Genomic DNA, 22088 nt, shown 5'->3' with positions numbered 1-22088 from the left:
AACCCCGCACAAGCTGTTGGTCATCCAAGCACGCCGCTCGCCGCGGTCCGGCCGAGTGGCACGCGTCTACCCCGTCACACGAGATGAGACCAGCCATGCGTGCGCCCGTCCGACGCTCCCGTACCCGCCTGTTCGCCGCCGCGACGATCGCGGTCGCCGCGCTCTCGCTCACGGCGTGCAACGACGAAGACGGCACCCGGGACGAGGGCGCTGCGAAGTCGACGCAGTCGTCGACGGGCGACACCGCGCAGCAGCCCGACAAGACTGACGGTGAATCCGGGGCCAATGGTTCCGGAGCGGACCGCGGAGGCGGGGACTCCGACGCCTCCACCGGAAGCGGCGGCGGCACGTCCGGCAGCGGCACCGGCGGCGGGTCCTCGTCCGGCGACGGGTCCTCCTCCGGCGCGTCCGACGGCGGGGGCTCCGACCCGAACGACCCCGCGAACCGCGTGGCCTGCTCCGCCGCCAACACCTCGATCACCGCGACCCCGGTGCAGCGCCCCCTCAACTACATGCTCCTCACGGTCACCAACACGGGCTCCAAGATGTGCGACCTGAAGGGCTATCCGCGGGTCAAGTTCGAGAGCGCGCAGTCCGTCCCGCCGGTCATGGAGAACACCAAGCCGCAGGCGGTCACCTCGCTCAAGCCGGGCGGGAAGGGCTATGCCGGAGTGATCCTGTCCGCCGGTGACGGCAGCGGCGGCGAGGGCTACACCGCGCAGAGCCTGGAGATCGGCTTCGAGGGCAGCGACCGGATGGCCGAGGCCGCGCTCCAGGCGAAGGGCGTCCACGTCGACGACAAGCTGCGCGTCACGTACTGGCTGACCAGCTCGACCGACGCGCTCAACTGACCACCACCCGCGGTCCGGCCGCCCGCCGGACCGCACCCACCGACGACACCGATCACACCAGCCACACCAGCGATATCAGCCACACCGATCAAGCCACCTGAGAAAGAGACGGAAACCCGACCATGCGCACGAACCGCCGTACCGCCGCCGCCCTCGTCACCCTCACCGCCGCGCTCTCCCTGACCACGCTCGCCGGCACGGCGGCGACGGCCGCGCCCGCCAAGGCCGCCGCGGCGGTCGCCTGCTCCTCCGCCAACACCAAGGTCACCGTCAAGCAGGTCGACCGCCCGATCAACCACCTGCTCCTGACCGCCAAGAACACCGGCACGAAGACGTGTTACGCGTACAACGCCCCGTACCTGCGCTTCGACGACGCCCAGTCCGCCACCCACGTCATCGAGGACAGCAAGCCGCAGTCGGTCGTCACGCTGAAGCCGGGCCAGTCCGCGTACGCGGCCATCGGCACCTCGTCGGCGGAGGGCCAGGACGGCTACGACGCCAAGAAGCTCGGCGTCCTCTTCGCCAACCGCGCGGCGAACGGAAGCGTGGGCTCCACGACGCACCCGAAGCTCCCGGGCGGCAGCGTGTACGTGGACAGCTCGGCCTTCGTCACCTACTGGCAGTCGACGGCCGCGGACGCCCTTTACTGGTAGTCCGCTACTGGTGGTCCGGTACTGGTAGTCCAGTACCGGTGGTCCACTACCGGTAGTCCGCTGTCACCGTACGACTCGCCTCAGCCGCGCCCGCGCGCCTCTCCCTGGTACGCGGGCGCGGCGCCCTTACTGACCTTTTCGTAAGTACCCCACTAAATAGTCGGTACTTGTCCGATGGATCGCGGGGCCGGAGGATCGAGGCATCACCTCGATCCCCCACCCTTTCCGAAGGAGCCCCATGTCCTCCGCGTCCCCCAAGCCGCCCGTGTCCGTCCTCGGCCTCGGCAACATGGGCGGTGCCCTGGCGGCCGCCCTGCTCAAGGCGGGCCACCCCACCACGGTCTGGAACCGCACGGCCGCGAAGACGGGCCCCCTCGTGGCCCAGGGCGCGACCCCCGCGGAGACGCCCCTCGCCGCGGTCACCGCGAGCCCTCTGGTGATCGCCTGCCTCACGCTCAACGACCACGTCCGTGACGTCTTCGAACCGCTCGCCGAAGAGCTGCGCGGCAAGACCCTGGTGAACACCACGAACGGCACCCCGGCACAGGCCCGCGAGCTCGCCGCCTGGGCGGCCAAGCACGACATCGCGTACGTCGACGCCGGGATCATGGCGATCCCGCCGATGATCGCGACGCCGGGCGCGTACATCCTCTACAGCGGCGACGAGAAGGCCTTCGAGGAGCACCGCGAGACGCTGGCCGCCCTGGCCGACACCAAGTGGGTCGGCCAGGACGCGGGCCTCGCCGCGCTCTGGGACCTGTCGCTGCTCACCGGCATGTACGGGATGGCCGTGGGCGTGGCGCAGGCGTTCGCCCTGACGGGCAAGGCGGGCGTGGAGCCGAAGGAGTTCGCGCCGCTCCTCACCGACTGGATCATCGCGATGACGCACGGCATGGTGCCCGGCACCGCGGCCGCCCTGGAGTCCGGGCAGCACCTGACGGACGTCTCCAGCCTGGAGGTGAACCAGGCGGCGTTCCCGAACCTGCTCGCGACGTTCGCGGAGGCGGGCGTCAGCGACGAGCTGTTCGCGGGTGTGCAGCCCCTGCTCGACCGCGCGGTCGAGCAGGGCCACGGAGCCGACGGCCTCTCCCGCCTGGCCGAACTCCTCAAGCGGGGCTAGGCGTTCGCCCTCACGGCACGAGCACGACCTTGCCGGTGGTCTCCCGGCGTTCCATGGCGGCGTGCACCTCGGCTGCGTGGGACAGCGGGAAGGACTGCACGGCGGGCACCAACTCGCCGTGCGCGCCCGCGTCCAGGGCGCGGCTCTGGTAGCCGGCCCGGTCCTCGGGCCGGGCCAGGAGGTCGAGCAGCGCGTCGACGTAGGCGACGCCCCGCTCCGACGCGGGCGTGAAGTCGACCTGCGAGGCGGACCCGATGGACACGAACCGCCCGCCGTCGCCGATGAGTTCGTAGGCGGTGGCGGCCAGGATGCCGCCGACCCCGTCCAGGACGACGGTCACGGGCCGCTCGCCGCCGAGCAGCTCGCGGACGGTGTCGTCCCAGCCGTCCTCGCGGTAGTCGACGGCTTCGGCACCGAGCTTGCGCACGGCCTCGGCCTTGGCGGCCCCGCCCGCGGCGCCGACCACGGTGGCGCCCACGGCGAGCGCGTGCTGGACGACGAGACGGCCGACACCTCCGGCAGCGGAGGTCACCAACACCACGTCGTCGGCGGTGAGCCGGGCGATGTCGAGCAGCCCCACGGCGGTGGCGCCGGTGACGACCATGGCCACCGCGTCCTGGAATCCGAGGCCCTGCGGCAGCGGGTAGACCTGGTCCGCCCCGGCGACGGCCAGCTCGGCGTACCCGCCGGGCGTCCCGGACGCGGTCACGACGGCCCGGCCCAGCCAGGACCCTTCGACCCCGGGGCCCACCGCGTCCACGACCCCGGCGACCTCACCGCCGAAGACGGCGGGCAGCTCGGGCAGCGGGGGCGCCAGGTCGCTGGCGGCCCCGGCCCGCATCACGGTCTCGATGAAGTGGACCCCGGCCGCCCGCACGGCGATCCGGACCTGGCCGGGCCCCGGCTCGGGGTCCGGCACGGTCTCGTAGCGAAGGTTCTCCGCGGGTCCGAATTCGCGCAGTACGACGGCGTGCATCTGGGGTCCTCCCCAACGGGCGGCTTGAACGACCTGACGCACACCACTCTGAAACGTCAACCAAAGTTGAAGTCAAGCGCCGCCGGAGACGGCTCAGAGCTGCCGGGCCACCTCGGTCGCCCAGTAGGTGAGGATCATGTTGGCCCCGGCCCGCTTGATCCCGGTCAGCGACTCCATGATCGCCTTGTCCCGGTCGATCCAGCCGCGCTCGGCGGCGGCCTGGATCATCGCGTACTCACCGGAGATCTGGTACGCCGCCACGGGCACGTCCACGCGCTCCGCCACCTTGGCGAGGACGTCGAGGTAGGGCCCGGCGGGCTTCACCATCACCATGTCGGCGCCCTCCTCCAGGTCGAGCGCCAGCTCCCGCAGGGACTCGCGGACATTGGCCGGATCCTGCTGGTAGGTCTTGCGGTCGCCCTTCAACGAGGACCCCACGGCCTCCCGGAAGGGGCCGTAGAACGCGGACGAATACTTTGCGGTGTAGGCGAGGACAGACACGTCCTCGTACCCGGTCTGGTCCAACGCGTCGCGGATGACGCCGACCTGACCGTCCATCATGCCGCTCGGGCCGACCACGTGCGCGCCCGCGTCGGCCTGCACCTGCGCCATCTCCGCGTACCGCTCAAGGGTGGCGTCGTTGTCGACGCGGCCCTCGCTGTCGAGCACCCCGCAGTGCCCGTGCTCCGTCGTCTCGTCCAGACACAGGTCGGACATCACGATGAGGTCGTCGCCGACCTCGGCCCGCACGTCGCGGAGCGCGACCTGGAGGATCCCGTCCGGGTCGGTGCCCGGCGTGCCCAGGGCGTCCTTCTTCGACTCCTCCGGCACCCCGAACAGCATGATCCCGGAGACCCCCGCCTCCAGCGCCTCGACGGCGGCCTTCTTCAGGGTGTCCCGGGTGTGCTGGACGACGCCCGGCATGGAGTCGATCGGCACGGGCGCGTCGATGCCCTCCCGCACGAAGGCGGGCAGGATCAGATCGGCCGGATGCAGCCGCGTCTCGGCGACCATGCGCCGCATCGCGGGAGTGGTGCGCAGCCGCCGGGGCCGCGAGCCGGGGAAGGAACCGTATGCAGTCACTGCGCATGCACCTCAACAAGTCTCAAGCCCGCCCGGCCTGTACGGACGGGCGCGAAGCGCCGTCAACCGGGCCCCAGGGGGGCTTCAGCCCCCCTGGCCCGGGAAGGGGTGGGCCGTGCGCGCACCCCGGGAAGGCAGCCTACGGCGCGGCGGCCCGGCGCCGCCGGGCTCCCGGCCGACGCTCACTGGGTCGCGTCACGGGATCGCCCGCCTCAAGGGCGGCGGTCCGGCGCCGCGCGCCGAACTCCGCGAGGGCCGCCGCCAGCTTGTGCACGGACGGCTCCGGAGCCATCACGTCCACGCGCAGGCCGTGCTCCTCCGCGGTCTTCGCGGTGGCGGGCCCGATGCAGGCGATGACGGTCACGTTGTGCGGCTTGCCGGCGATGCCGACCAGGTTCCGCACCGTGCTGCTCGACGTGAAGAGCACGGCGTCGAAGCCGCCGCCCTTGATGGCCTCGCGGGTCTCCGCGGGCGGCGGCGAGGCCCGCACGGTCCGGTAGGCGGTGACGTCGTCGACCTCCCAGCCGAGGTCGATGAGCCCGGCGACCAGCGTCTCCGTGGCGATGTCGGCCCGCGGCAGGAACACCCGGTCGATCGGGTCGAAGACGGGGTCGTACGGCGGCCAGTCCTCCAGGAGGCCCGCGGCGGACTGCTCCCCGCTCGGCACCAGGTCCGGCTTCACGCCGAAGGCGATGAGCGCGGCGGCCGTCTGCTCGCCCACGGCGGCGACCTTGATGCCCGCGAAGGCACGGGCGTCGAGCCCGTACTCCTCGAACTTCTCCCGCACCGCCTTGACGGCGTTCACCGAGGTGAAGGCGATCCACTCGTAGCGCCCGGTCACGAGCCCCTTGACGGCCCGCTCCATCTGCTGGGGGGTGCGCGGCGGCTCGACGGCGATCGTCGGCACCTCGTGCGGCACCGCGCCGTACGAACGCAGCTGGTCGGAGAGCGACGCCGCCTGCTCCTTCGTGCGCGGCACGAGCACCCGCCACCCGAAGAGCGGCTTCGACTCGAACCACGACAGCTGGTCGCGCCGGGCGGCGGCGGAACGCTCACCGACCACGGCTATGACGGGCCGGCCCCCGTCGGGCGAGGGGAGGACCTTCGCCTGCTTGAGGACCTGCGCGATGGTGCCGAGCGTCGCCGTCCAGGTGCGCTGGCGCGTCGTCGTACCGGCGATGGTCACCGTCAGCGGCGTATCGGGCTTGCGCCCGGCGGCCACCAGTTCACCGGCGGCCGCGGCCACCGAGTCCAGGGCCGTGGAGACCACCACGGTCCCGTCCGACGCCCCGACCTCGCTCCAGCAGCGGTCGGACGCGGTCCGCGCGTCGACGAAGCGCACGTCGGTGCCCTGTGCGTCGCGCAGCGGCACCCCCGCGTAGGCGGGCACGCCCACCGCGGTCGCGATGCCCGGCACCACCTCGAAGGGGATGCCCTCGGCGGCACAGGCGAGCATCTCGTCCGCGGCGTCCGTGTCCAGGCCGGGGTCGCCGGTCACCGCACGCACGACCCGCCTGCCGCCCCGCGCCGCCTCCATGACAAGATTGGCCGCAGCCTGAGCCGGTGCAGCTGTCGGCACCTGAGCGCTCTCTGACGTGCCGTCAGCCGACTGGGGCAGCGGCGTGTCCACACCCCCTCGGGCATGCACGCGTACGACATCGAGAACATCCGGCTCGGCGATCAGCACATCCGCTCGGGCCAGCGCCTCGACGGCGCGCAGAGTCAGCAGTCCCGGATCTCCGGGTCCGGCACCGAGAAAGGTGACGTGCCCGTGTGCGGGAAGGCCGGGAAGGTTCGAGGTGGGGCTCAAAGTGCTCGCTCCCCCATCAGACCGGCCGCGCCCTTGGCGAGCATCTCGGCGGCGAGTTCCCGCCCGAGCGCCATCGCCTGGTCTTCCGTCCCGGGCACGGGACCGGTGGTGGACAGCTGCACCAGCGACGAGCCGTCGGTGGCACCGACGACGCCGCGCAGGCGCATTTCCTTGACAACCTGCCCGTCGGCCAGCAAGTCGGCCAGCGCGCCCACGGGCGCACTGCAACCGGCTTCCAGGGCGGCGAGCAGGGATCGCTCGGCGGTCACGGCGACCCGCGTGTACGGGTCGTCGAGCTCGGCGAGCGCGGCGATGAGGTCCGCGTTGGACGCGGCGCACTCGATCGCCAGTGCCCCCTGGCCGGGGGCGGGCAGAACCATGTCGACCGACAGGAAGTCGGTCACCTCGTCGAGCCTGCCGACGCGGCTGAGTCCGGCGGCGGCCAGGACGACGGCGTCGAGCCGCCCGTCCCGCACGTATCCGATCCGGGAGTCGATGTTGCCGCGGATCGGCACGGTCTCGATGGTGAGTCCGTGAGCGCGGGCGTACGCGTTGAGCTGCGCCATGCGGCGCGGCGAGCCGGTGCCCACGCGGGCCCCGTCCGGCAGCCCGGCGAAGGCGAGGCCGTCGCGCGCGACCAGGACGTCCCGCGGGTCCTCGCGCACCGGCAGGGCGGCCAGCGTGAACTCCTCGGGCTGCGCGGTCGGCAGGTCCTTCAGGGAGTGCACGGCGAAGTCGACCTCGCCGTCGCGCAGCGCGTCACGCAGCGCGGTCGCGAACACACCGGTGCCACCGATCTGCGCGAGGTGCTCGCGCGAGGTGTCGCCGTACGTGGTGATCTCGACGAGCTCGACGGGGCGCCCCGTCAACTGCCGGACCTCCTCGGCCACCTGGCCGGACTGGGCCATGGCCAGCTTGCTGCGCCTGGTCCCGAGCCTGAGGGCCCTCTCGGTCATGCCCGGCCTCGCTTCGGGTCGTCGTTCTGGTGGAGCTGGTCTTGCTGACCCGCCTGGACACCGGGGGCGTCACGCAGGTGGTCGGCCCGGGACACGGCCGCGACCGTCTCCGGGTCGAGGTCGAAGAGGGTGCGCAGCGCGTCCGCGTACCCGGCGCCGCCGGGCTCGCTCGCCAGCTGCTTCACCCGCACCGTCGGCGCGTGCAGCAGCTTGTCCACGACGCGGCGCACGGTCTGCGTGATCTCGGCCCGCTGCTTGTCGCCGAGCTCCGGCAGGCGCCCGTCGAGCCGGGCGATCTCGCTGCTGACGACGTCGGCGGCCATGGTGCGCAGCGCGACCACGGTGGGCGTGATGTGCGCGGCCCGCTGGGCGGCGCCGAACGCGGCCACCTCGTCGGACACGATCGTGCGCACGGCGTCCACGTCGGCGGCCATCGGCGCGTCGGCGGAGGCCTCCGCGAGCGACTCGATGTCGACGAGCCGGACGCCCTCGACCCGGTGCACGGCCGCGTCGATGTCACGCGGCATGGCCAGGTCGAGCAGCGCCAGCGCGACGGCGCGGGCCGGAGCGGCGACCTGGGCGCGGGCCACGGCCGTGGCGGTCCGCACCGCGGCGGCCCCGCCCACGGCGGGGCTGTTGTCGACGAGCGCGCCGTGCTGCTCGTACGCGTGGGCGTCGCCGATGTGCGGACCGGCGGCGGGGTCCTCGGCGGCGTCAGGGTCGTCGGCGGGCGTGACGAGGCAGGTGTCGTCCGCGCAGGCCTGCGCGGCGTCGCCGGGGGCCGCGGGCGTGCCCGTCTGGCCGGGGAGCGTCACCGCGGGCGCACCCGTACGGCCGGAGACCGCCGCCGCGACATCGGCGCCCGTGAGCACGAGGCCCGTCGCGCCGGTACAGGAAACGGCCACGTCGGCACGTGTCAGCTCGGCCGCCACCGCGTCCATCCGGACCGCACGCGCGCGCACGCCCGTACCGCCATCACCGAGGATCTGCGTGAGCCGCTCGGCCCGCTCCAGGGTGCGGTTGGCGATCACGATCTCGTCGACGCCGGAGCGCGCGAGGGTCGCCGCCGCCAGGGACGACATGGAGCCCGCGCCGATCACCAGGGCGCGCTTGCCCTTGGCCCACGCCTCCACCGGCTCGCGCCCGGCGAGCTGCTCGAGGCCGAAGGTCACCAGGGACTGCCCGGCCCGGTCGATGCCGGTCTCGGAGTGTGCCCGCTTGCCGACCCGCAGCGCCTGCTGGAACAGGTCGTTGAGCAGCCGACCCGCGGTGTGCAGGTCCTGCGCCCGCGCCAGGCCGTCCTTGATCTGGCCGAGGATCTGCCCCTCGCCCACGACCATCGAGTCCAGGCCGCACGCCACCGAGAACAGGTGGTGCACCGCCCGGTCCTCGTAGTGCACGTACAGATAAGGGGTGAGCTCCTCGAGGCTCACGCCGCTGTGCCGGGCGAGCAGCGTCGACAGCTCGGCCACGCCCGCGTGGAACTTGTCCACGTCCGCGTACAGCTCGATGCGGTTGCAGGTGGCGAGCACGGCGGCCTCGGCCGCGGGCTCGGCGGCCACCGTGTCGTGCAGCAGCTTGGACTGCGCGTCGACGGTGAGCGCGGCCCGCTCCAGGACGCTCACCGGAGCGCTCCGGTGGCTGAGGCCAACGACGAGGAGACTCATGCCGGCATCACCGCGGGGACGTCCCCGTCGGGTCCCTTCCGGTGCTCCTGGGAGGCGGCGGGCGCGGCGGCGCCGTCGCCCGCCCCTTCCTCGCCGGCCTTGCGCTGCTCGTGGAAGGCGAGGATCTGCAGCTCGATGGAGAGGTCGACCTTGCGCACGTCGACGCCGTCCGGGACGGTCAGGACGGTGGGCGCGAAGTTCAGGATGGACGTGACACCGGCGGCGACGAGCCGGTCGCAGACCTGCTGGGCGGCGCCCGCGGGGGTCGCGATCACGCCGATCGAGACACCGTTGTCCGTGATGATCTTCTCGAGGTCGTCGGTGTGCTGCACCGGCATGCCCGCGACGGGCTTGCCCGCCATCGCCGGATCGGCGTCGATGAGGGCGGCCACGCGGAACCCGCGCGAGGCGAACCCGCCGTAATTGGCCAGGGCCGCGCCGAGGTTACCGATACCGACGATGACAACCGGCCAGTCCTGGGTCAGACCGAGCTCACGGGAGATCTGGTAGACGAGGTACTCGACGTCGTAGCCGACACCGCGCGTTCCGTACGAACCGAGGTACGAGAAATCCTTGCGCAGCTTCGCGGAGTTGACCCCCGCGGCGGCCGCGAGCTCCTCGGAGGAGACCGTGGGCACGGAGCGCTCCGACAGTGCGGTGAGCGCCCTCAGGTACAGCGGAAGCCTGGCGACGGTGGCCTCGGGGATCCCTCGGCTACGGGTCGCCGGTCGGTGAGTTCGGCCAGTTGCCACGGTGCTCCTGCGGGTAGAGCGGGGCTGCGGGCGGCCCCACATCCCAAGACCGCCCCGTCGAATGCAGGCTATGTCTTTGTGAACGCGTGCACAAAGATGGTGTCCGATTTGCCCGCCCAACGTGACCGGGGTCACGCGCCCCTGGCGCACTTTCGTGGAACCGGCGCACGGCCAGGAACGACACTCACCTGACGGGGGCAAAGCCGCACACACTCCTCATGATCATCGCCCCCGAGACCTCAAAACCGCACCCGATGCTAAACGACTTTCCGGACAGCTCCGGACGTCATATCCAGCCATCGGCACACACGGCCCCCACCCCACCCGTGCTATGCGGCCGCCCCTCAGAGATCGGCACCCGCCCGCGGGCCCCCGACCGCCGTTCCGCTATTCCGTCAGCGCCCGCCGCAGCCGCCCCGCGTCGACCTTCCAGAAGGTGTGCTGCTCCCCGTCCACGAGAACCACCGGAATCTGCTCCCAGTACTCCCGGTGCAGCGCCTCGTCCTCGGTGATGTCCTTCTTCTCCCAGGCGACGCCGAGCTCGCCGCACACCTGGTCCACCACGGCCTCGGCGTCCTCGCACAGATGGCACCCGGGCTTGCCGATCAGCGTGACCAGCCGGTCCCCGGGCACCTTCGCGGCGCTCTTCGCCGCCTGCTTCGCCGTCCTACGAAAAATCGGGCTCATGCCCCCAGCTTCCTACGCCCTCCCCCGCGCGCGGCGAACCCCGCACTGTGACCAGCGCGACACAGCGAGTTGACGGGTTCGAATCCCTGCATTCACGGGAGAACCGAACAGAGTGGCTATGCTCGACGGCATGGCCGCTCTCGGTTGGCTCCACCCCCGTAGGCGCTCCGCCACCGCGCGCAGCGTCCTGGCAGGCGAGGCCTCGGCGGAGGCCGCTCGCAAGTCCTCGCAGGAGCTGGAAGACCTCGCGCGGACCCCGCCGCCCGACGAGGCCGAGGGTCCCGAGTTCCCGGTGGTCGGCGACGACAAGGCCGCCGCCTTCTTCGACCTCGACAACACCGTGCTGCAGGGCGCCGCACTCTTCTACTTCGGCCGCGGCCTCTACCAGCGCAAGTTCTTCCAGCGCCGCGAGCTCACCCGGTTCGTCTGGCAGCAGGCCTGGTTCCGGCTCGCGGGCGAGGACCCCGAGCACCTCCAGGACGCCCGCGAGAGCGCCCTGTCCATCGTCAAGGGCCACCGCGTCGCCGAACTGATCTCCATCGGCGAGGCCGTGTACGACGACTATCTGGCCGACCGCATCTGGGCCGGCACCCGCGCCCTCGCCCAGGCCCACCTCGACGCGGGCCAGAAGGTCTGGCTGGTCACCGCGGCCCCGGTGGAGATGGCCACGATCATCGCCCGCCGCCTCGGCCTGACCGGCGCCCTCGGCACGGTCGCCGAGTCCGTGAGCGGCATCTATACGGGCAAGCTCGTCGGCGAGCCCCTGCACGGCCCCGCCAAGGCGGAGGCGGTGCGCGCCCTGGCCGCCGCCGAAGGCCTCGACCTGGCCCGCTGCGCCGCGTACAGCGACTCCCACAACGACATCCCGATGCTGTCCCTGGTCGGCCACCCGTACGCGATCAACCCCGACGCCAAGCTGCGCAAGCACGCGCGCGCCCGCGACTGGCGGCTGCGGGACTACCGCACAGGCCGCAAGGCCGCGAAGGTCGGCATCCCGGCGGCCGCCGGGGTGGGCGCACTGGCCGGCGGGGCCGCGGCGGCGGTGGCACTGCACCGTCGCCGCCACTGAGCCCTCGGGGCGCGTCCGCAGCGTGCGTCGGCGCTTCGCGCCTCGCCCTCAGGCGCCGGACCGGCTTGGAATGCGCGCCGCGCTCGTCCCCCGGTGCCGGGCCGCTTGGATTTCGCGCTGCGCGCTCGCCCTCAAACGCCGGACGGGCTTGATCGCTGCCGCGCGGGCTCATTCCGCGTCCGGCCGCTCGATTCCGCGTCCGGCGGCTCGATTCCGGGTCCGGCGGCTCGACTTCGCGTCCGGCCGCTCGATCGCGTGTACGGCCGGGGGGCGCCACGTACCGTCACCAGTGCGAAAACGGCGGTAATCGTTCTCTCTTACCCGCCGGGCCTCCCGCCAGTCCCGTTCGTTCAACTCGGCCACAACACGCCCCCCGCTCAGCCGGAATGCGCGCTGTTTCGATCAACAAGCGTTCAATAAGCGGTACTTGTCCGACCGCTGAACGGTAAGAGAAGCGACGTAATCGATGATTTGAGCAACTGGGTGTAGCGCTGCCTGTACGAAGCGTTATTCTCCTCAGACGCATACCGGGCCTGACACATCGCTACGACGGGTGAACGGTCCAGCACTGCACGTGATGGAAGCTCTGCCTCTGGGAGTCCCGTGTACCCACACGTCGGGGTTGACGCCTCGGGCCTGGCTACGCTGCGCGCAACGGTCCTCGACCGCCTGCGCGGCTTCGTCCCCACCGCGTACGCCGTCCCCGCCTTCGCCGTCCCGGCACCCGCCGGGCCGTGCTACGCCTTGGCGGACGGCGGTGCCGCAGTAAGCAGACGGGCGCGCTCCGGTGCCGCCACCACCACCCGCCGCCCCGCCGCGGACAGTGACAGCGCCCGCATGATGGACCTCGTCGAACGTGCCCAGGCGGGCGAGGCCGACGCCTTCGGCCGCCTCTACGACCAGTACAGCGACACGGTCTACCGCTACATCTACTACCGCGTCGGCGGCAAGGCGACCGCCGAGGACCTCACCAGTGAGACCTTTCTGCGCGCCCTGCGCCGGATCGGCACCTTCACCTGGCAGGGCCGCGACTTCGGCGCCTGGCTGGTCACGATCGCCCGCAACCTCGTCGCCGACCACTTCAAGTCGAGCCGGTTCCGTCTCGAAGTGACCACCGGCGAAATGCTCGACGCCAACGAGGTCGAGCGCAGCCCGGAGGACTCCGTCCTCGAATCCCTGTCGAACGCGGCGCTCCTGGACGCCGTCCGCCGCCTCAACCCGCAGCAGCAGGAATGCGTGACGCTGCGCTTCCTCCAGGGCCTGTCCGTCGCCGAGACCGCACGCGTGATGGGCAAGAACGAAGGCGCGATCAAGACCCTTCAGTACCGAGCGGTCCGCACCCTCGCCCGGCTCCTCCCGGACGACGCCCGCTGACCCGGCCGCGCTCCGGCCGCGACGCGGTCACCCAGCGGCCACAGGACCGGCCGGACACCCCGGCCCGACACCCGGCCCGACATCCGGTCCGACACCGGGACGTCGTCCGGCCCGAACACCCGGACCGACACCCTGGGCGACCACCAACTCACCTTCCGTGGCGGCCAGATGGCCGTCGCGGCGCCTCCTCATTCTTTGGCGGTCCGATCATCCTCCGTCCGTAACCCAAGTGCCGCGACGCTCGTTGTGCGAGATGCAGGCTCCCTGTGGTCGCATCCTGACCTCCCCCGAGCTCCGAAAGAGCAGGGGGACGCCCCATTCGTTCACCCGATCGTGTGGAAGCGCTCAGGACCTGCAACCCTCAGGACGCCTGGGGAGTCGACGTCATGACGAGAGGAGGTGCCGCCAGTGATCGCGAACGTATCGGCCCACCGGCGGGCGAACGCCTTCGCCCAGGCCCTGGAGGAGCACTCCGGCCAGGACCCGGCGGCCGAGCAGCCCGAAGAACCCGCCGCCCATGCGGTCCCCCGCACCGCCACCGCGGGGCCAGGACCGGCCGAGAGCGACCGCCTCCTGGCGCTCGCCGACGGCCTGGCCCAGCTCCCGAGGCCGGAGCTTGACCCCGAGGTCAAAGTGGTGCAGCGGGCCCAGCTCGTGGCCGCCATGGAGGCCATGCTCGCGGAGGGCACCACAGGCGACGCCGCTTCCGTGCCGCGCCAGCGCTCCCGCAAGGGCGCCCACCGCGCGCTGCGGAAGCTCAAGCCGCGCACCCGCCTGTCCAAAGGCATCGCCGCGGGCGGCCTCACCGTGGGCGTGGCCGCCGGAGCCTTCGGCGGCATCGCCGCCGCAAGCAACGACGCGCTGCCGGGCGACTCGCTCTACGGCCTCAAACGCGGCATGGAAGACCTCAAGCTCGGCATGGCGGACGGCGACACCGACCGCGGCCAGATCTACCTCGACCAGGCCTCCACCCGGCTCAGCGAGGCCCACCGCCTGATGGAGCGCGCCCGCTCCGGCGACCTCGACCACGAGTCCCTCGGCGAGGTCCGCCGCGCCCTCTCCGGCATGCGCCACGACGCCTCAGAAGGCCACCGCCTCCTCCGCCAGGCCTACGAGCGCGACGGCTCCCTCGGCCCCATCCAGGCGCTCTCCTCCTTCGCCAAGGCCCACGGCGCCAGCTGGCGCGACCTGCGCGCCAAGCTCCCCGTCCAGCTCGGTGACGTGGGCGAAGAGGTCACCTCCGTCTTCGATGCCATAGAGCAGCAAGTCGACCCGCTGCGCTCCCTGCTGCCCCGCACCCCGGGCAAGCACCGCGCGACGGACGACCGCCCCCGCGAAGAAGCCCCCGACGCGCCCCGCCGGGACCACCCGTCCCCGCACACCTCGGACGAGTCCCCGCCCCACCGCGCCCCGGGCAAGCCGCGGCCCCCCGCCCCCTCCCACAAGGAGAGCGACGGCCTCCTCCCCGGAGTGACGGACGGCCTGATCGAACCGGCCAAGCCCCACACCCCGCCCCCCTCCCACAACACCTCCGAGAAGCCCCACAACAACCCGGCCCCCGCGAAGCCGGAAGTGACCCTCCCGCCCCTGATCCCCGGCCTCCTGCCGGAACTGGGAATCGAGGACGAGGGCCAGTAGAGCTCCAGAAGGAGAAGCTCCCGACACCCGGCTGTCCGCCCCCGCGAAAGGGAAAGCGGACGGCCGGGTTCTTTCACCCCCGGGCCCCGCTCAGAAGAACACGGACCTCCGCTGCACAAGGAGCTTGTACAGCGTGTGCTGAATCTGCTCCCGCACCTGATCCGTGAGGTTGAACATCAGCATCGGATCCTCGGCGGCCTCCGGCGGATATCCGTCCGTGGGAATCGGCTCCCCGAACTGAATGGTCCACTTCGTGGGCAACGGCACGATCCCCAAAGGCCCCAGCCAAGGAAACGTGGGCGTCAGCGGAAAGTAGGGAATCCCCAACACCCGGGCCAGCGTCTTCGCGTTGCCCACCATCGGATAGATCTCCTCCGCGCCCACGATGGAGCACGGCACGATCGGCGACCCGGTCCGCAGCGCCGTGGACACGAACCCGCCCCGCCCGAACCGCTGCAACTTGTACCGCTCCCCGAAGGGCTTCCCGATCCCCTTGAACCCCTCGGGCATCACCCCGACGAGCTCCCCCCGCTCGAGCAGCGCCCCCGCGTCCTCCGCACAGGCCAGCGTGTGCCCGGCCTTGCGCGCCAGCTCGTTCACCACCGGCAGCATGAACACCAAGTCGGCCGCGAGCAGCCGCAGATGCCGCTGCTGCGGATGGTGATCGTGCACGGCGACCTGCATCATCAGGCCGTCCCACGGCAGCGTCCCCGAGTGGTTGGCGACGATCAGCGCCCCGCCGTCGCTCGGCACGTTCTCAATGCCCTTGACCTCGACCCGGAAGTACTTGTCGTAGATCGGCCGGAGCAGCGACATCAGCACCTGGTCGGTGAGCTCCGCGTCGTACCCGAACTCGTCGACCTCGTAGTCCCCCGTCAGCCGCCGCCGCAGGAACGCGAGACCACCGGCGATCCGCCGGTCCCAGCCGCCCCCGCCGCCGTCGCGCGGCTCAGGCACGCGCCGCGCCACCGCCTCCTGCTCCACGGCACGGTCGCTCTCGGCGCGCGCGGCCTCGACCCGGGCACGGCCGTCCCGCCGCGGCCGCCGGCCCGAGGGCTCGGGGGAAGCTCCGCCCGCGGTCCCCGGTTCCGTCTCGTCCACCGGAGCGCCGCCGTCGCGACCGGCCGGCACCGCCGTCACCTCGCGTACCTTCGCCCCGTCGCCCTTGCGGCGCGACACGGTGGTCCTGCGGCGCGGCGGCCGCTGTCCGGCCCCACGCGACCGGTCGTCGTCGAACGGAATGACCTTGGCGTCCGCCATCGTTGACGATCTCCTCAGTTGGCGCTGTGGTGGGCACTGTCGTCGGCTTCGCGTCCGGCGCCCACGGGGGCACCGCGCTCCGGACCGCCGCTCGCGAACGGCAGTGCCGCGACCTTGTCGACGGCCGCCGCGAGCGCGTCCGGAGGCAGCAGCCCGGGACCCCGGCTGCGTACGAAGTCCGCGAAGGTCTCCGCGGTCGTGTACTTCGGCTTGAACCCCAGTGTCTCGCGCATCTGCCGCGTGGCCACGACCCGGCCGTGGGTGAGCAGCCGGATCTGCTCGCGCGAGAAGTCCGTGACGCCGAGCGTGCGCAGCGCGGTGCCCACCCAGGTGACGGCGGGCAGGAACACGGGCAGCGTCGGACGGCCCAGGCGGCGCGCGCACTGCGAGAGCAGCAGCAGCCCGTCACCCGCGATGTTGAAGGTGCCGCTGTTGAGCGTGCCACGCGCCGGATCGTGCGAGGCGAGGCGCAGCACCTCGATCACATCGTCCTCGTGGACGAACTGCAGCCGCGGGTCGTAGCCGAGGACCGTCGGCAGGACCGGCAGCGAGAAGTACTCGGCGAGCGGCGAGTCCGCGGCCGGGCCGAGGATGTTCGCGAACCGCAGGACGCACACCGCGACGTCGGGGCGGCGGCGCGCGAAGCCCCGTACATAGCCCTCGACCTCGACGGTGTCCTTGGCGAAGCCACCGCTCGGCAGCGACTTGGGCGGGGTGGTCTCGGTGAAGATCGCCGGATCGCGCGGCGCCGAGCCGTACACGTTCGTACTCGACTTCACCACCAGGCGCCTGACCGTCGGCGACTTCTGGCAGGCGCCGAGCAGCTGCATGGTGCCGATGACGTTGGTCTCCTTGACCGAGCCGCGGCTGCCGCCGGCGAGCGCGGTGCCCGTGACGTCCATGTGCACCACCGTGTCCACGGCGTGCTCGGCGAGCACCCGGGTGATCGTGGGCTGCCGGATGTCGGCCTGGACGAAGTCGGCGCCGCCCAGATGGTGCTCGGGCGGGATCGCGTCGACGGCGACCACCCGCTCGACCTCGGGATCGCGCTGAACGCGCCGGACGAACCTGCCGCCTAGCTGCCGGGCCACCCCGGTCACGAGCACGACCTTGCCCAAGATCAGCGCCGCCTTTCCCCAGCCCCGCGTTGCTTCGGTTGCTGCGGGCCGCGTACCGCGCTTCGGCCTCTTCAGGCATCACGGTGCGTCCGGCCTCGCGTTACGTGCGTGGCCAACGCTAGCGGGTTGACGTTGCGCTGTGATGACTGCGAGCTGCGTGAAGTGACGACGGCCACACGACTTCGTAGAGATCAAGCCGTTCGCCCGACTTTGAACAGTTGAATCCCTTATGAGAGACCTCTGAACGCACCGAAGCCCTCCCGTCGGACGACGGGAGGGCTTCAGTACGTGCGCTGGCTCGCGCCTCAGCAGCCGCTTACTTCTTGTTGCGACGCTGAACGCGCGTGCGCTTCAGCAGCTTGCGGTGCTTCTTCTTGGCCATCCGCTTACGCCGCTTCTTGATAACAGAGCCCACGACTACCCTCGCTCACTTCTCGGATCACCCCCGCGTCAGCGGGGATATTGGTGCGGGGCGTCTGGGCCCACACGACCTACGTCGGCCAAGCCTACCCGCCCGTTCGCCGAGCCTGTAATCGAGAGATGTCGATCAGGCCGTCTCCACCCCCACGTATGAGTCGCGAAGGTACTCGTGAACCGCGTTCTCGGGCACTCGGAAGGACCTTCCGACCCGGATTGCGGGCAGATGACCGCTGTGCACCAGCCGGTACACGGTCATCTTCGAGACTCGCATCACCGCGGCGACCTCCGCCACGGTCAGGAACGCAACCTCGCTGAGAGGCCTCTGGTCAGCAGCCATGACACACCTGAACCTTCCGCACATGACGCGCACCGGCTTCCCCTTCCGGTGACTCCTCGTCGCTGTGCGCTCACTCCCCAGAGTAGGGGCGGGTGATGCGAGTGGGGAAGAGGAGCTGCCATCGGCCGTTTACTGTGACAGACACGCTCGATTGAGTACATAGCGAGTAAGCGGTCGGTAGTAATCAGACCGCACAGCGTCATCAAGCGGAACGACGACGGACACTCGCCCCTCGGCCTCTCCGACGAACAGGGCCGGATCGTCCGTATCCGCCAGACCGATCGCCTCAAACCCCAGCTGACCTGCTCCGCAGACCCATCCGTGGTCCCCGATGACCAGCTCGGGCAGGGGCCCCCCGGACTCCGCCTGGGCCCCGAGAGCCCGTCGAACCGGCAAGGGCGAGTGGCTGTGTGCGCCGGTCTCACTCCCGGTGGGACGCACGCCGGGTTCGCGCACCAGCGCGACACCTTGTACGTAGTCAAGGTTGTACGTGCGTAGGCCGAACCGGGTCGTTATGTCGACACGGCAACCCTGCGCAGGGGTGAGGACCTGGCAGCCGGCCGCCGACAGGGCATCGGCCAACGCGGCGTAGAACCCAAGGAGTCGATGCGGGTGCCCCGTCCCGAGCAGCACGGGAACCCGCCGCCGGGCCGCTTCCGCCAGCCGCTCGGCGAACGCGTCAAGGGCCGCCAACGTCCGCTCCGGGTCGATGACATCGGCCCCCGTAGTGTGCCGGGGGTCGCCGGACACCCCGCACTTGTCGGCCATGAGCCGCAGCAAGTCGCCGGTGCCCCAGGACCATTCGGGATCGAGCCCCAGCAGTATCCGCGGATCCCGGGCGGCGAAGAGCCGGTAACTCCGCAGGCTCTCCTCCCGCGACGTGGCCACGGGCCCGGCGAGCCGGGCCGCCAGCAAATGCGCGCGCAACGCTCCGGTGCTCAACACGCCCCGATGCTGCCGCACCCCCACCAACGTCACCACGAAAACCCCGAAAACACCGCACAGTTGGGCTAACACCCCTACGCCCGGGCACTCCGGAGGTACCCTCCAGCCCGTCCGCCGTTGAGGACGAGACACGGAGCGCCGAATACGGGGCGCCGGGAGCGGGGCGCACCCGCGAGCGCCTCAGGCGAGCAGCCCCCGCAGCGGGAACACCGCCCGCCGAGCCGCCAACACGGCTTGATCCACGCGATCGGCGGGGTCGTACCCCTCGTCCCACCCCCGCCACCGCACCGGCCACCGGCCGTCCGTCATCCGCCCCGGAGCGAGCACCCGCGCCCGCGCGAACACCTCCCGCCCCCACTCCTCCGGTACCCCCGACGAAGGGTCGACCTCGCGCCCCGCCGCCACGCCCACCAGGTGCGTCCAGGAGCGCGGCACCACGTCCACCACCGCGTACCCGCCGCCCCCGAGGGCCACCCAGCGCCCTTGCGCGTACTCGTGCGCCAGCGAGTGGCACGCGACCTGCACCGCCCGCTGCGCGTCCAGCGACACCGCCAGGTGCGCCAACGGGTCCTCGAAGTGCGTATCGGCGCCGTGCTGCGTCACCAGGACCTGCGGCCGGAACTCCGCGAGCAGCTCCGGCACCACCGCGTGGAACGACCGCACCCAGCCCTCGTCCCCCGTGCCCGCGGGCAGCGCCACGTTCACCGCGCTGCCGGGCGCCGCCCCGCCGCCCGTCTCCTCCGGCCACCCGGTCTGCGGGAACAGCGTCCGGGGATGCTCGTGCAGGGAGATCGTCAGGACCCGTGGGTCGTCCCAGAACGCGGCCTGCACCCCGTCCCCGTGGTGCACGTCCACGTCCACGTAGGCGACGCGCTCGGCCCCCAGCTCCAGGAGGCGCGCGATGGCCAGCGCGGCGTCGTTGTACACACAGAAGCCCGAGGCCGCGCCCGGCATGGCATGGTGCAGCCCGCCCGCGAAGTTCACCGCGTGCAGCGCCTCGCCGTGCCACACGGCCTCCGCGGCACCGACCGACTGCCCGGCGATCAGCGCGGACACGTCGTGCATCCCGGCGAACGCGGGCACGTCCTCCGTGCCGAGGCCGTACTCCCCGTGGGCCGATGCCGGATCGGCGGAGGCAGCCTTCACCGCCGCCACATAGTCCTCGCGGTGGACGAGGCCCAGCGTCGACTCACCGGCACGCTTCGCCGCGACGACGTCCAGCTCCCGGTCGAGCCCGAAGGCGCCGATCAGGCTCCTGGTCAGGGCGAGCCGGACCGGGTCCATGGGGTGTTCTGGACCGAAGTCATAGCCCGTTACCGCTTCGTCCCACATCAGCTGTGCGCGCCCGCTCATGTCCGTCACCGTATCTGTCCGGTCCGGGGGCGAACGACCGGGCGTACCGCAGGATCACAAGCACCAACACCATGGGAACGACCATCGCGCCGCGATAGTTCCACGCGTCCCCAAGGGCTCCCACCAGCGGCGAACCGACCAGGAATCCCACATAGTTGAAGATGTTGAGCCGTGCGACGGCCACGTCCGAGGCGCCCGGGAACAGCCGCCCCGCCGCCGCGAACGTCTGCGGCACGATCACGCACAGCCCGAGCCCCAGCAATGTGAATCCACCGACCCCCACCCACGCCCCGGGGGCCACGGCCACCACACCGAAGCCCGCCGCGGCCAACACGGCCCCGGCCCGCACCACGGTCACCGCCCCGAGCCGCCGCACCCCCAGGTCCCCAACTGCCCGCCCCACCAGGGTCATCACCATGTACACGTTGTACGGGACCGTCGACAGCTGCTCGGAGCTCCCCAGCACGTCCTGGAGGTATTTGGCGCCCCAGTTGGAGACGGTCGAATCCCCGATGTACGCAAATGCCATCACCAGGCACAGCGGCAACAGCGTCCGAAAAACGACCACGCCACCAGTGCGCTCACCGCTGTCGCCCCGGACGTCCTGCCCCTCCGGACCGCCGTCCGCCCCCTCGTCCCCGCGGCCGCGCACGTCGTCGACGTACCACCAACTGCCCAGGAACGCGGCGGGCAGCAGCACCACGACGACCGGCAGGTACAGCACGAACAGCGACAGGTCCCAGTGCGCGCCGGCCCACGCGAGCGAGGCCCCGGCGATGCCGCCCAGGCTGTACGCCGCGTGGAAGCTGAGCATGATGCTGCGTCCGTAGGTCCGCTGGAGGCTCACCCCGAGCATGTTCATCGAGGCGTCGAGCGCTCCCACCGCGACTCCGAACGCCGCGAGCGCCACGGCGATCTCCCACATCGCGTCGCCCGCCCCCGCTCCGAGCAGCGCGAGCAGGGCCGCGGGCTGCGACCACCGCATCACCCGGCTGGGCCGCACACGCCGCACGAGCCGCTCGGCCCCCACGCTTCCCGCTCCGGCCAGCACGGGCACACCCGCGAGGAAGACCGGCAGCAGCCCGTCTGATATCCCGTACTGGTCCTGCAGCGCCGGTATCCGCGTCACAAGGAGCGCGAACGCGACGCCCTGCACCAGGAAGCCGAACGCGAGTGAGGCCCTGCCCCGCCGCAGCGTCTCCGTCATGACCGCGAAGCGTATGCCCGAGCGCTACCGCTGGGTAGATAGATCACCCATCAACTTTCGCTGAGGAGCGCGGTCAGCTCCCTCAGGTCCCCGAAGAGCCGGGTGGCCCCGGTCAGGCGCTCGGCCGGGGTCATGGCCGTGAACCCGTAGACGTCCATCCCGGCCGCTGTGGCGGCCTGCACTCCGAGGGGGCTGTCCTCCACGACGACGCACCGCTCCGGCGCGACTCCCATCCGCTCGGCCGCGTGCAGGAACAGGTCCGGTGCCGGCTTTCCCCGCCCCACGTCCTGGGAGCTGAAGACGCGCTCTTGGCCGAACCATGTGTCGAGCCCGGTCTTCCGGTGCCCGACCCGGATCCGCTCGTGGCTCCCCGAGGAAGCGAGACAGTACGCGATTCCGTCGGCGGTCAGCTTCTCCAGCACTTCGAAGGCCCCGGCCATGGGTTCCAGTTCCCGCTCGAAGGCCGCGAAGACCCGCCCGTGAAAGATCTCGTCGAAGTCATCCGGAAGGCGCTGCCCCGACCGCTCGAAAATGGTGTCGTGTACGCGGTGCATCGCGGCGCCCATGTAGTCGCGCAGGGATTCTTCGTATGTGGTGGGGTGCCCGAGCTCGGTCAGATATGCGGCAAGGAGCGTATTGGAGAGCGGCTCGCTGTCCACCAGGACGCCGTCGTTGTCGAAGATGACAAGGTCGTATCGCATGGTTCGACCCTAAACGCAGAAAACCCCCGTGCCCAAAGGCACGGGGGTTTCCCATCACAATTAGTTCGGCGGCGTCCTACTCTCCCACAGGGTCCCCCCTGCAGTACCATC

21 protein-coding genes are annotated in these 22088 nt (G+C 71.5%); 6 read left to right on the top strand and 15 right to left on the bottom strand.

All coding sequences use genetic code 11. The features are described 5' to 3' along the window. Nucleotides 1-95 precede the first annotated feature (95 nt). The 3 genes from IG74_RS0139735 (at nt 96) to IG74_RS0139725 (ending at nt 2624) form a co-directional block, all read left to right on the top strand. Nucleotides 96-851, top strand: coding sequence for a DUF4232 domain-containing protein (locus tag IG74_RS0139735; protein ID WP_030687546.1), 756 nt, complete (start codon nt 96-98; stop codon nt 849-851). 122 nt (nt 852-973) lie between these two features. Continuing rightward, nucleotides 974-1504 (top strand): DUF4232 domain-containing protein, encoded by a 531-nt coding sequence (locus tag IG74_RS0139730; RefSeq protein ID WP_030687544.1) that lies wholly within the window; start codon nt 974-976, stop codon nt 1502-1504. Between the two features lie 238 nt (nt 1505-1742). Then, the gene (locus IG74_RS0139725; protein WP_030687542.1) at nt 1743-2624 is read left to right on the top strand and encodes an NAD(P)-dependent oxidoreductase; all 882 of its coding nucleotides are present in this window, start codon (nt 1743-1745) and stop codon (nt 2622-2624) included. 10 nt (nt 2625-2634) lie between these two features. On the opposite strand, the gene IG74_RS0139720 is transcribed toward IG74_RS0139725, so the two are convergent. From IG74_RS0139720 to IG74_RS0139690, 7 genes are all read right to left on the bottom strand, one after another. Next, nucleotides 2635-3600, bottom strand: coding sequence for a zinc-binding dehydrogenase (locus tag IG74_RS0139720; protein ID WP_030687539.1), 966 nt, complete (start codon nt 3598-3600; stop codon nt 2635-2637). A 93-nt stretch (nt 3601-3693) separates the two neighbouring features. Further along, nucleotides 3694-4683 (bottom strand): porphobilinogen synthase, encoded by a 990-nt coding sequence (gene hemB / locus IG74_RS0139715; RefSeq protein ID WP_030687537.1) that lies wholly within the window; start codon nt 4681-4683, stop codon nt 3694-3696. Between the two features lie 139 nt (nt 4684-4822). Next, a complete protein-coding gene (locus IG74_RS0139710; protein WP_051856361.1) occupies nt 4823-6493 on the bottom strand; it encodes a uroporphyrinogen-III synthase in 1671 nt (556 codons plus the stop codon). Continuing rightward, complete coding sequence (gene hemC, locus IG74_RS0139705) at nt 6490-7449, bottom strand: hydroxymethylbilane synthase (protein WP_030687533.1); 960 nt, start codon at nt 7447-7449, stop codon at nt 6490-6492. Before hemC ends, IG74_RS0139710 begins: the two co-directional genes overlap by 4 nt. Continuing rightward, nucleotides 7446-9116, bottom strand: coding sequence for a glutamyl-tRNA reductase (locus IG74_RS0139700; protein ID WP_051856356.1), 1671 nt, complete (start codon nt 9114-9116; stop codon nt 7446-7448). Before IG74_RS0139700 ends, hemC begins: the two co-directional genes overlap by 4 nt. Then, the gene (locus IG74_RS0139695) at nt 9113-9868 is read right to left on the bottom strand and encodes a redox-sensing transcriptional repressor Rex (RefSeq protein ID WP_030687529.1); all 756 of its coding nucleotides are present in this window, start codon (nt 9866-9868) and stop codon (nt 9113-9115) included. Before IG74_RS0139695 ends, IG74_RS0139700 begins: the two co-directional genes overlap by 4 nt. 387 nt (nt 9869-10255) lie before the next feature. Further along, nucleotides 10256-10555, bottom strand: a complete 300-nt coding sequence (locus IG74_RS0139690) for a glutaredoxin family protein (RefSeq protein WP_030687521.1) — start codon at nt 10553-10555, stop codon at nt 10256-10258. Nucleotides 10556-10685: 130 nt separating this feature from the next. Between IG74_RS0139690 and IG74_RS0139685 the strand changes: the two genes are divergently transcribed. The 3 genes from IG74_RS0139685 to IG74_RS0139675 all read left to right on the top strand — a co-directional run bounded on the left by IG74_RS0139685 (nt 10686) and on the right by IG74_RS0139675 (nt 14636). Next, entirely contained in the window at nt 10686-11624 is a 939-nt protein-coding gene (locus IG74_RS0139685; RefSeq protein WP_030687519.1) for an HAD family hydrolase, read from the top strand. 603 nt (nt 11625-12227) lie between these two features. Beyond that, nucleotides 12228-12998, top strand: a complete 771-nt coding sequence (locus tag IG74_RS0139680) for an ECF subfamily RNA polymerase sigma factor, BldN family (protein ID WP_030687517.1) — start codon at nt 12228-12230, stop codon at nt 12996-12998. Nucleotides 12999-13406: 408 nt separating this feature from the next. Next, nucleotides 13407-14636 (top strand): DUF5667 domain-containing protein, encoded by a 1230-nt coding sequence (locus IG74_RS0139675; RefSeq protein WP_030687514.1) that lies wholly within the window; start codon nt 13407-13409, stop codon nt 14634-14636. 90 nt (nt 14637-14726) lie between these two features. Here the strand turns inward: IG74_RS0139675 and IG74_RS0139670 are convergent, their stop codons facing one another. From IG74_RS0139670 to IG74_RS0139640, 8 genes are all read right to left on the bottom strand, one after another. Further along, on the bottom strand, nt 14727-15896 hold the full coding sequence (locus IG74_RS0139670; protein ID WP_030687512.1) for a lysophospholipid acyltransferase family protein: 1170 nt from the start codon (nt 15894-15896) through the stop codon (nt 14727-14729). A 14-nt stretch (nt 15897-15910) separates the two neighbouring features. Next, nucleotides 15911-17014, bottom strand: coding sequence for an NAD-dependent epimerase/dehydratase family protein (locus tag IG74_RS0139665; RefSeq protein ID WP_037826887.1), 1104 nt, complete (start codon nt 17012-17014; stop codon nt 15911-15913). A gap of 316 nt (nt 17015-17330) precedes the next feature. Continuing rightward, nucleotides 17331-17429 (bottom strand): 30S ribosomal protein bS22, encoded by a 99-nt coding sequence (locus IG74_RS50195; RefSeq protein ID WP_003948845.1) that lies wholly within the window; start codon nt 17427-17429, stop codon nt 17331-17333. A 132-nt stretch (nt 17430-17561) separates the two neighbouring features. Beyond that, nucleotides 17562-17771 carry a helix-turn-helix domain-containing protein gene (locus IG74_RS0139660; RefSeq protein WP_157164103.1) on the bottom strand — a complete coding sequence of 70 codons (210 nt, stop codon included), beginning with the start codon at nt 17769-17771 and terminating at the stop codon, nt 17562-17564. 129 nt (nt 17772-17900) lie between these two features. Beyond that, nucleotides 17901-18716 carry a phosphatase gene (locus IG74_RS0139655; protein ID WP_030687507.1) on the bottom strand — a complete coding sequence of 272 codons (816 nt, stop codon included), beginning with the start codon at nt 18714-18716 and terminating at the stop codon, nt 17901-17903. Between the two features lie 180 nt (nt 18717-18896). Further along, nucleotides 18897-20069, bottom strand: a complete 1173-nt coding sequence (locus IG74_RS0139650; RefSeq protein WP_030687505.1) for an acetoin utilization protein AcuC — start codon at nt 20067-20069, stop codon at nt 18897-18899. Beyond that, nucleotides 20020-21276 carry an MFS transporter gene (locus IG74_RS0139645; RefSeq protein WP_030687503.1) on the bottom strand — a complete coding sequence of 419 codons (1257 nt, stop codon included), beginning with the start codon at nt 21274-21276 and terminating at the stop codon, nt 20020-20022. Before IG74_RS0139645 ends, IG74_RS0139650 begins: the two co-directional genes overlap by 50 nt. 50 nt (nt 21277-21326) lie before the next feature. Further along, nucleotides 21327-21977 carry an HAD family hydrolase gene (locus IG74_RS0139640; protein WP_030687501.1) on the bottom strand — a complete coding sequence of 217 codons (651 nt, stop codon included), beginning with the start codon at nt 21975-21977 and terminating at the stop codon, nt 21327-21329. Nucleotides 21978-22088: the final 111 nt, after the last annotated feature.

The organism is Streptomyces sp. NRRL B-1347, assembly GCF_000720325.1.
GTDB lineage: Bacteria > Actinomycetota > Actinomycetes > Streptomycetales > Streptomycetaceae > Streptomyces.
This window is presented reverse-complemented; position numbering and strand designations above follow the sequence as displayed.

Bases quoted from the DNA above. Each gene is read 5' to 3' on its own strand.
- IG74_RS0139735 (WP_030687546.1), top strand. From the start codon at position 96: ATGCGTGCGCCCGTCCGACGCTCCCGTACCCGCCTGTTCGCCGCCGCG.
- IG74_RS0139730 (WP_030687544.1), top strand. From the start codon at position 974: ATGCGCACGAACCGCCGTACCGCCGCCGCCCTCGTCACCCTCACCGCC.
- IG74_RS0139725 (WP_030687542.1), top strand. From the start codon at position 1,743: ATGTCCTCCGCGTCCCCCAAGCCGCCCGTGTCCGTCCTCGGCCTCGGC.
- IG74_RS0139720 (WP_030687539.1), bottom strand. From the start codon at position 3,600: ATGCACGCCGTCGTACTGCGCGAATTCGGACCCGCGGAGAACCTTCGC.
- hemC (WP_030687533.1), bottom strand. From the start codon at position 7,449: ATGACCGAGAGGGCCCTCAGGCTCGGGACCAGGCGCAGCAAGCTGGCC.
- IG74_RS0139700 (WP_051856356.1), bottom strand. From the start codon at position 9,116: ATGAGTCTCCTCGTCGTTGGCCTCAGCCACCGGAGCGCTCCGGTGAGC.
- IG74_RS0139690 (WP_030687521.1), bottom strand. From the start codon at position 10,555: ATGAGCCCGATTTTTCGTAGGACGGCGAAGCAGGCGGCGAAGAGCGCC.
- IG74_RS0139685 (WP_030687519.1), top strand. From the start codon at position 10,686: ATGGCCGCTCTCGGTTGGCTCCACCCCCGTAGGCGCTCCGCCACCGCG.
- IG74_RS0139670 (WP_030687512.1), bottom strand. From the start codon at position 15,896: ATGGCGGACGCCAAGGTCATTCCGTTCGACGACGACCGGTCGCGTGGG.
- IG74_RS0139660 (WP_157164103.1), bottom strand. From the start codon at position 17,771: ATGGCTGCTGACCAGAGGCCTCTCAGCGAGGTTGCGTTCCTGACCGTG.
- IG74_RS0139650 (WP_030687505.1), bottom strand. From the start codon at position 20,069: ATGAGCGGGCGCGCACAGCTGATGTGGGACGAAGCGGTAACGGGCTAT.
- IG74_RS0139645 (WP_030687503.1), bottom strand. From the start codon at position 21,276: ATGACGGAGACGCTGCGGCGGGGCAGGGCCTCACTCGCGTTCGGCTTC.
- IG74_RS0139640 (WP_030687501.1), bottom strand. From the start codon at position 21,977: ATGCGATACGACCTTGTCATCTTCGACAACGACGGCGTCCTGGTGGAC.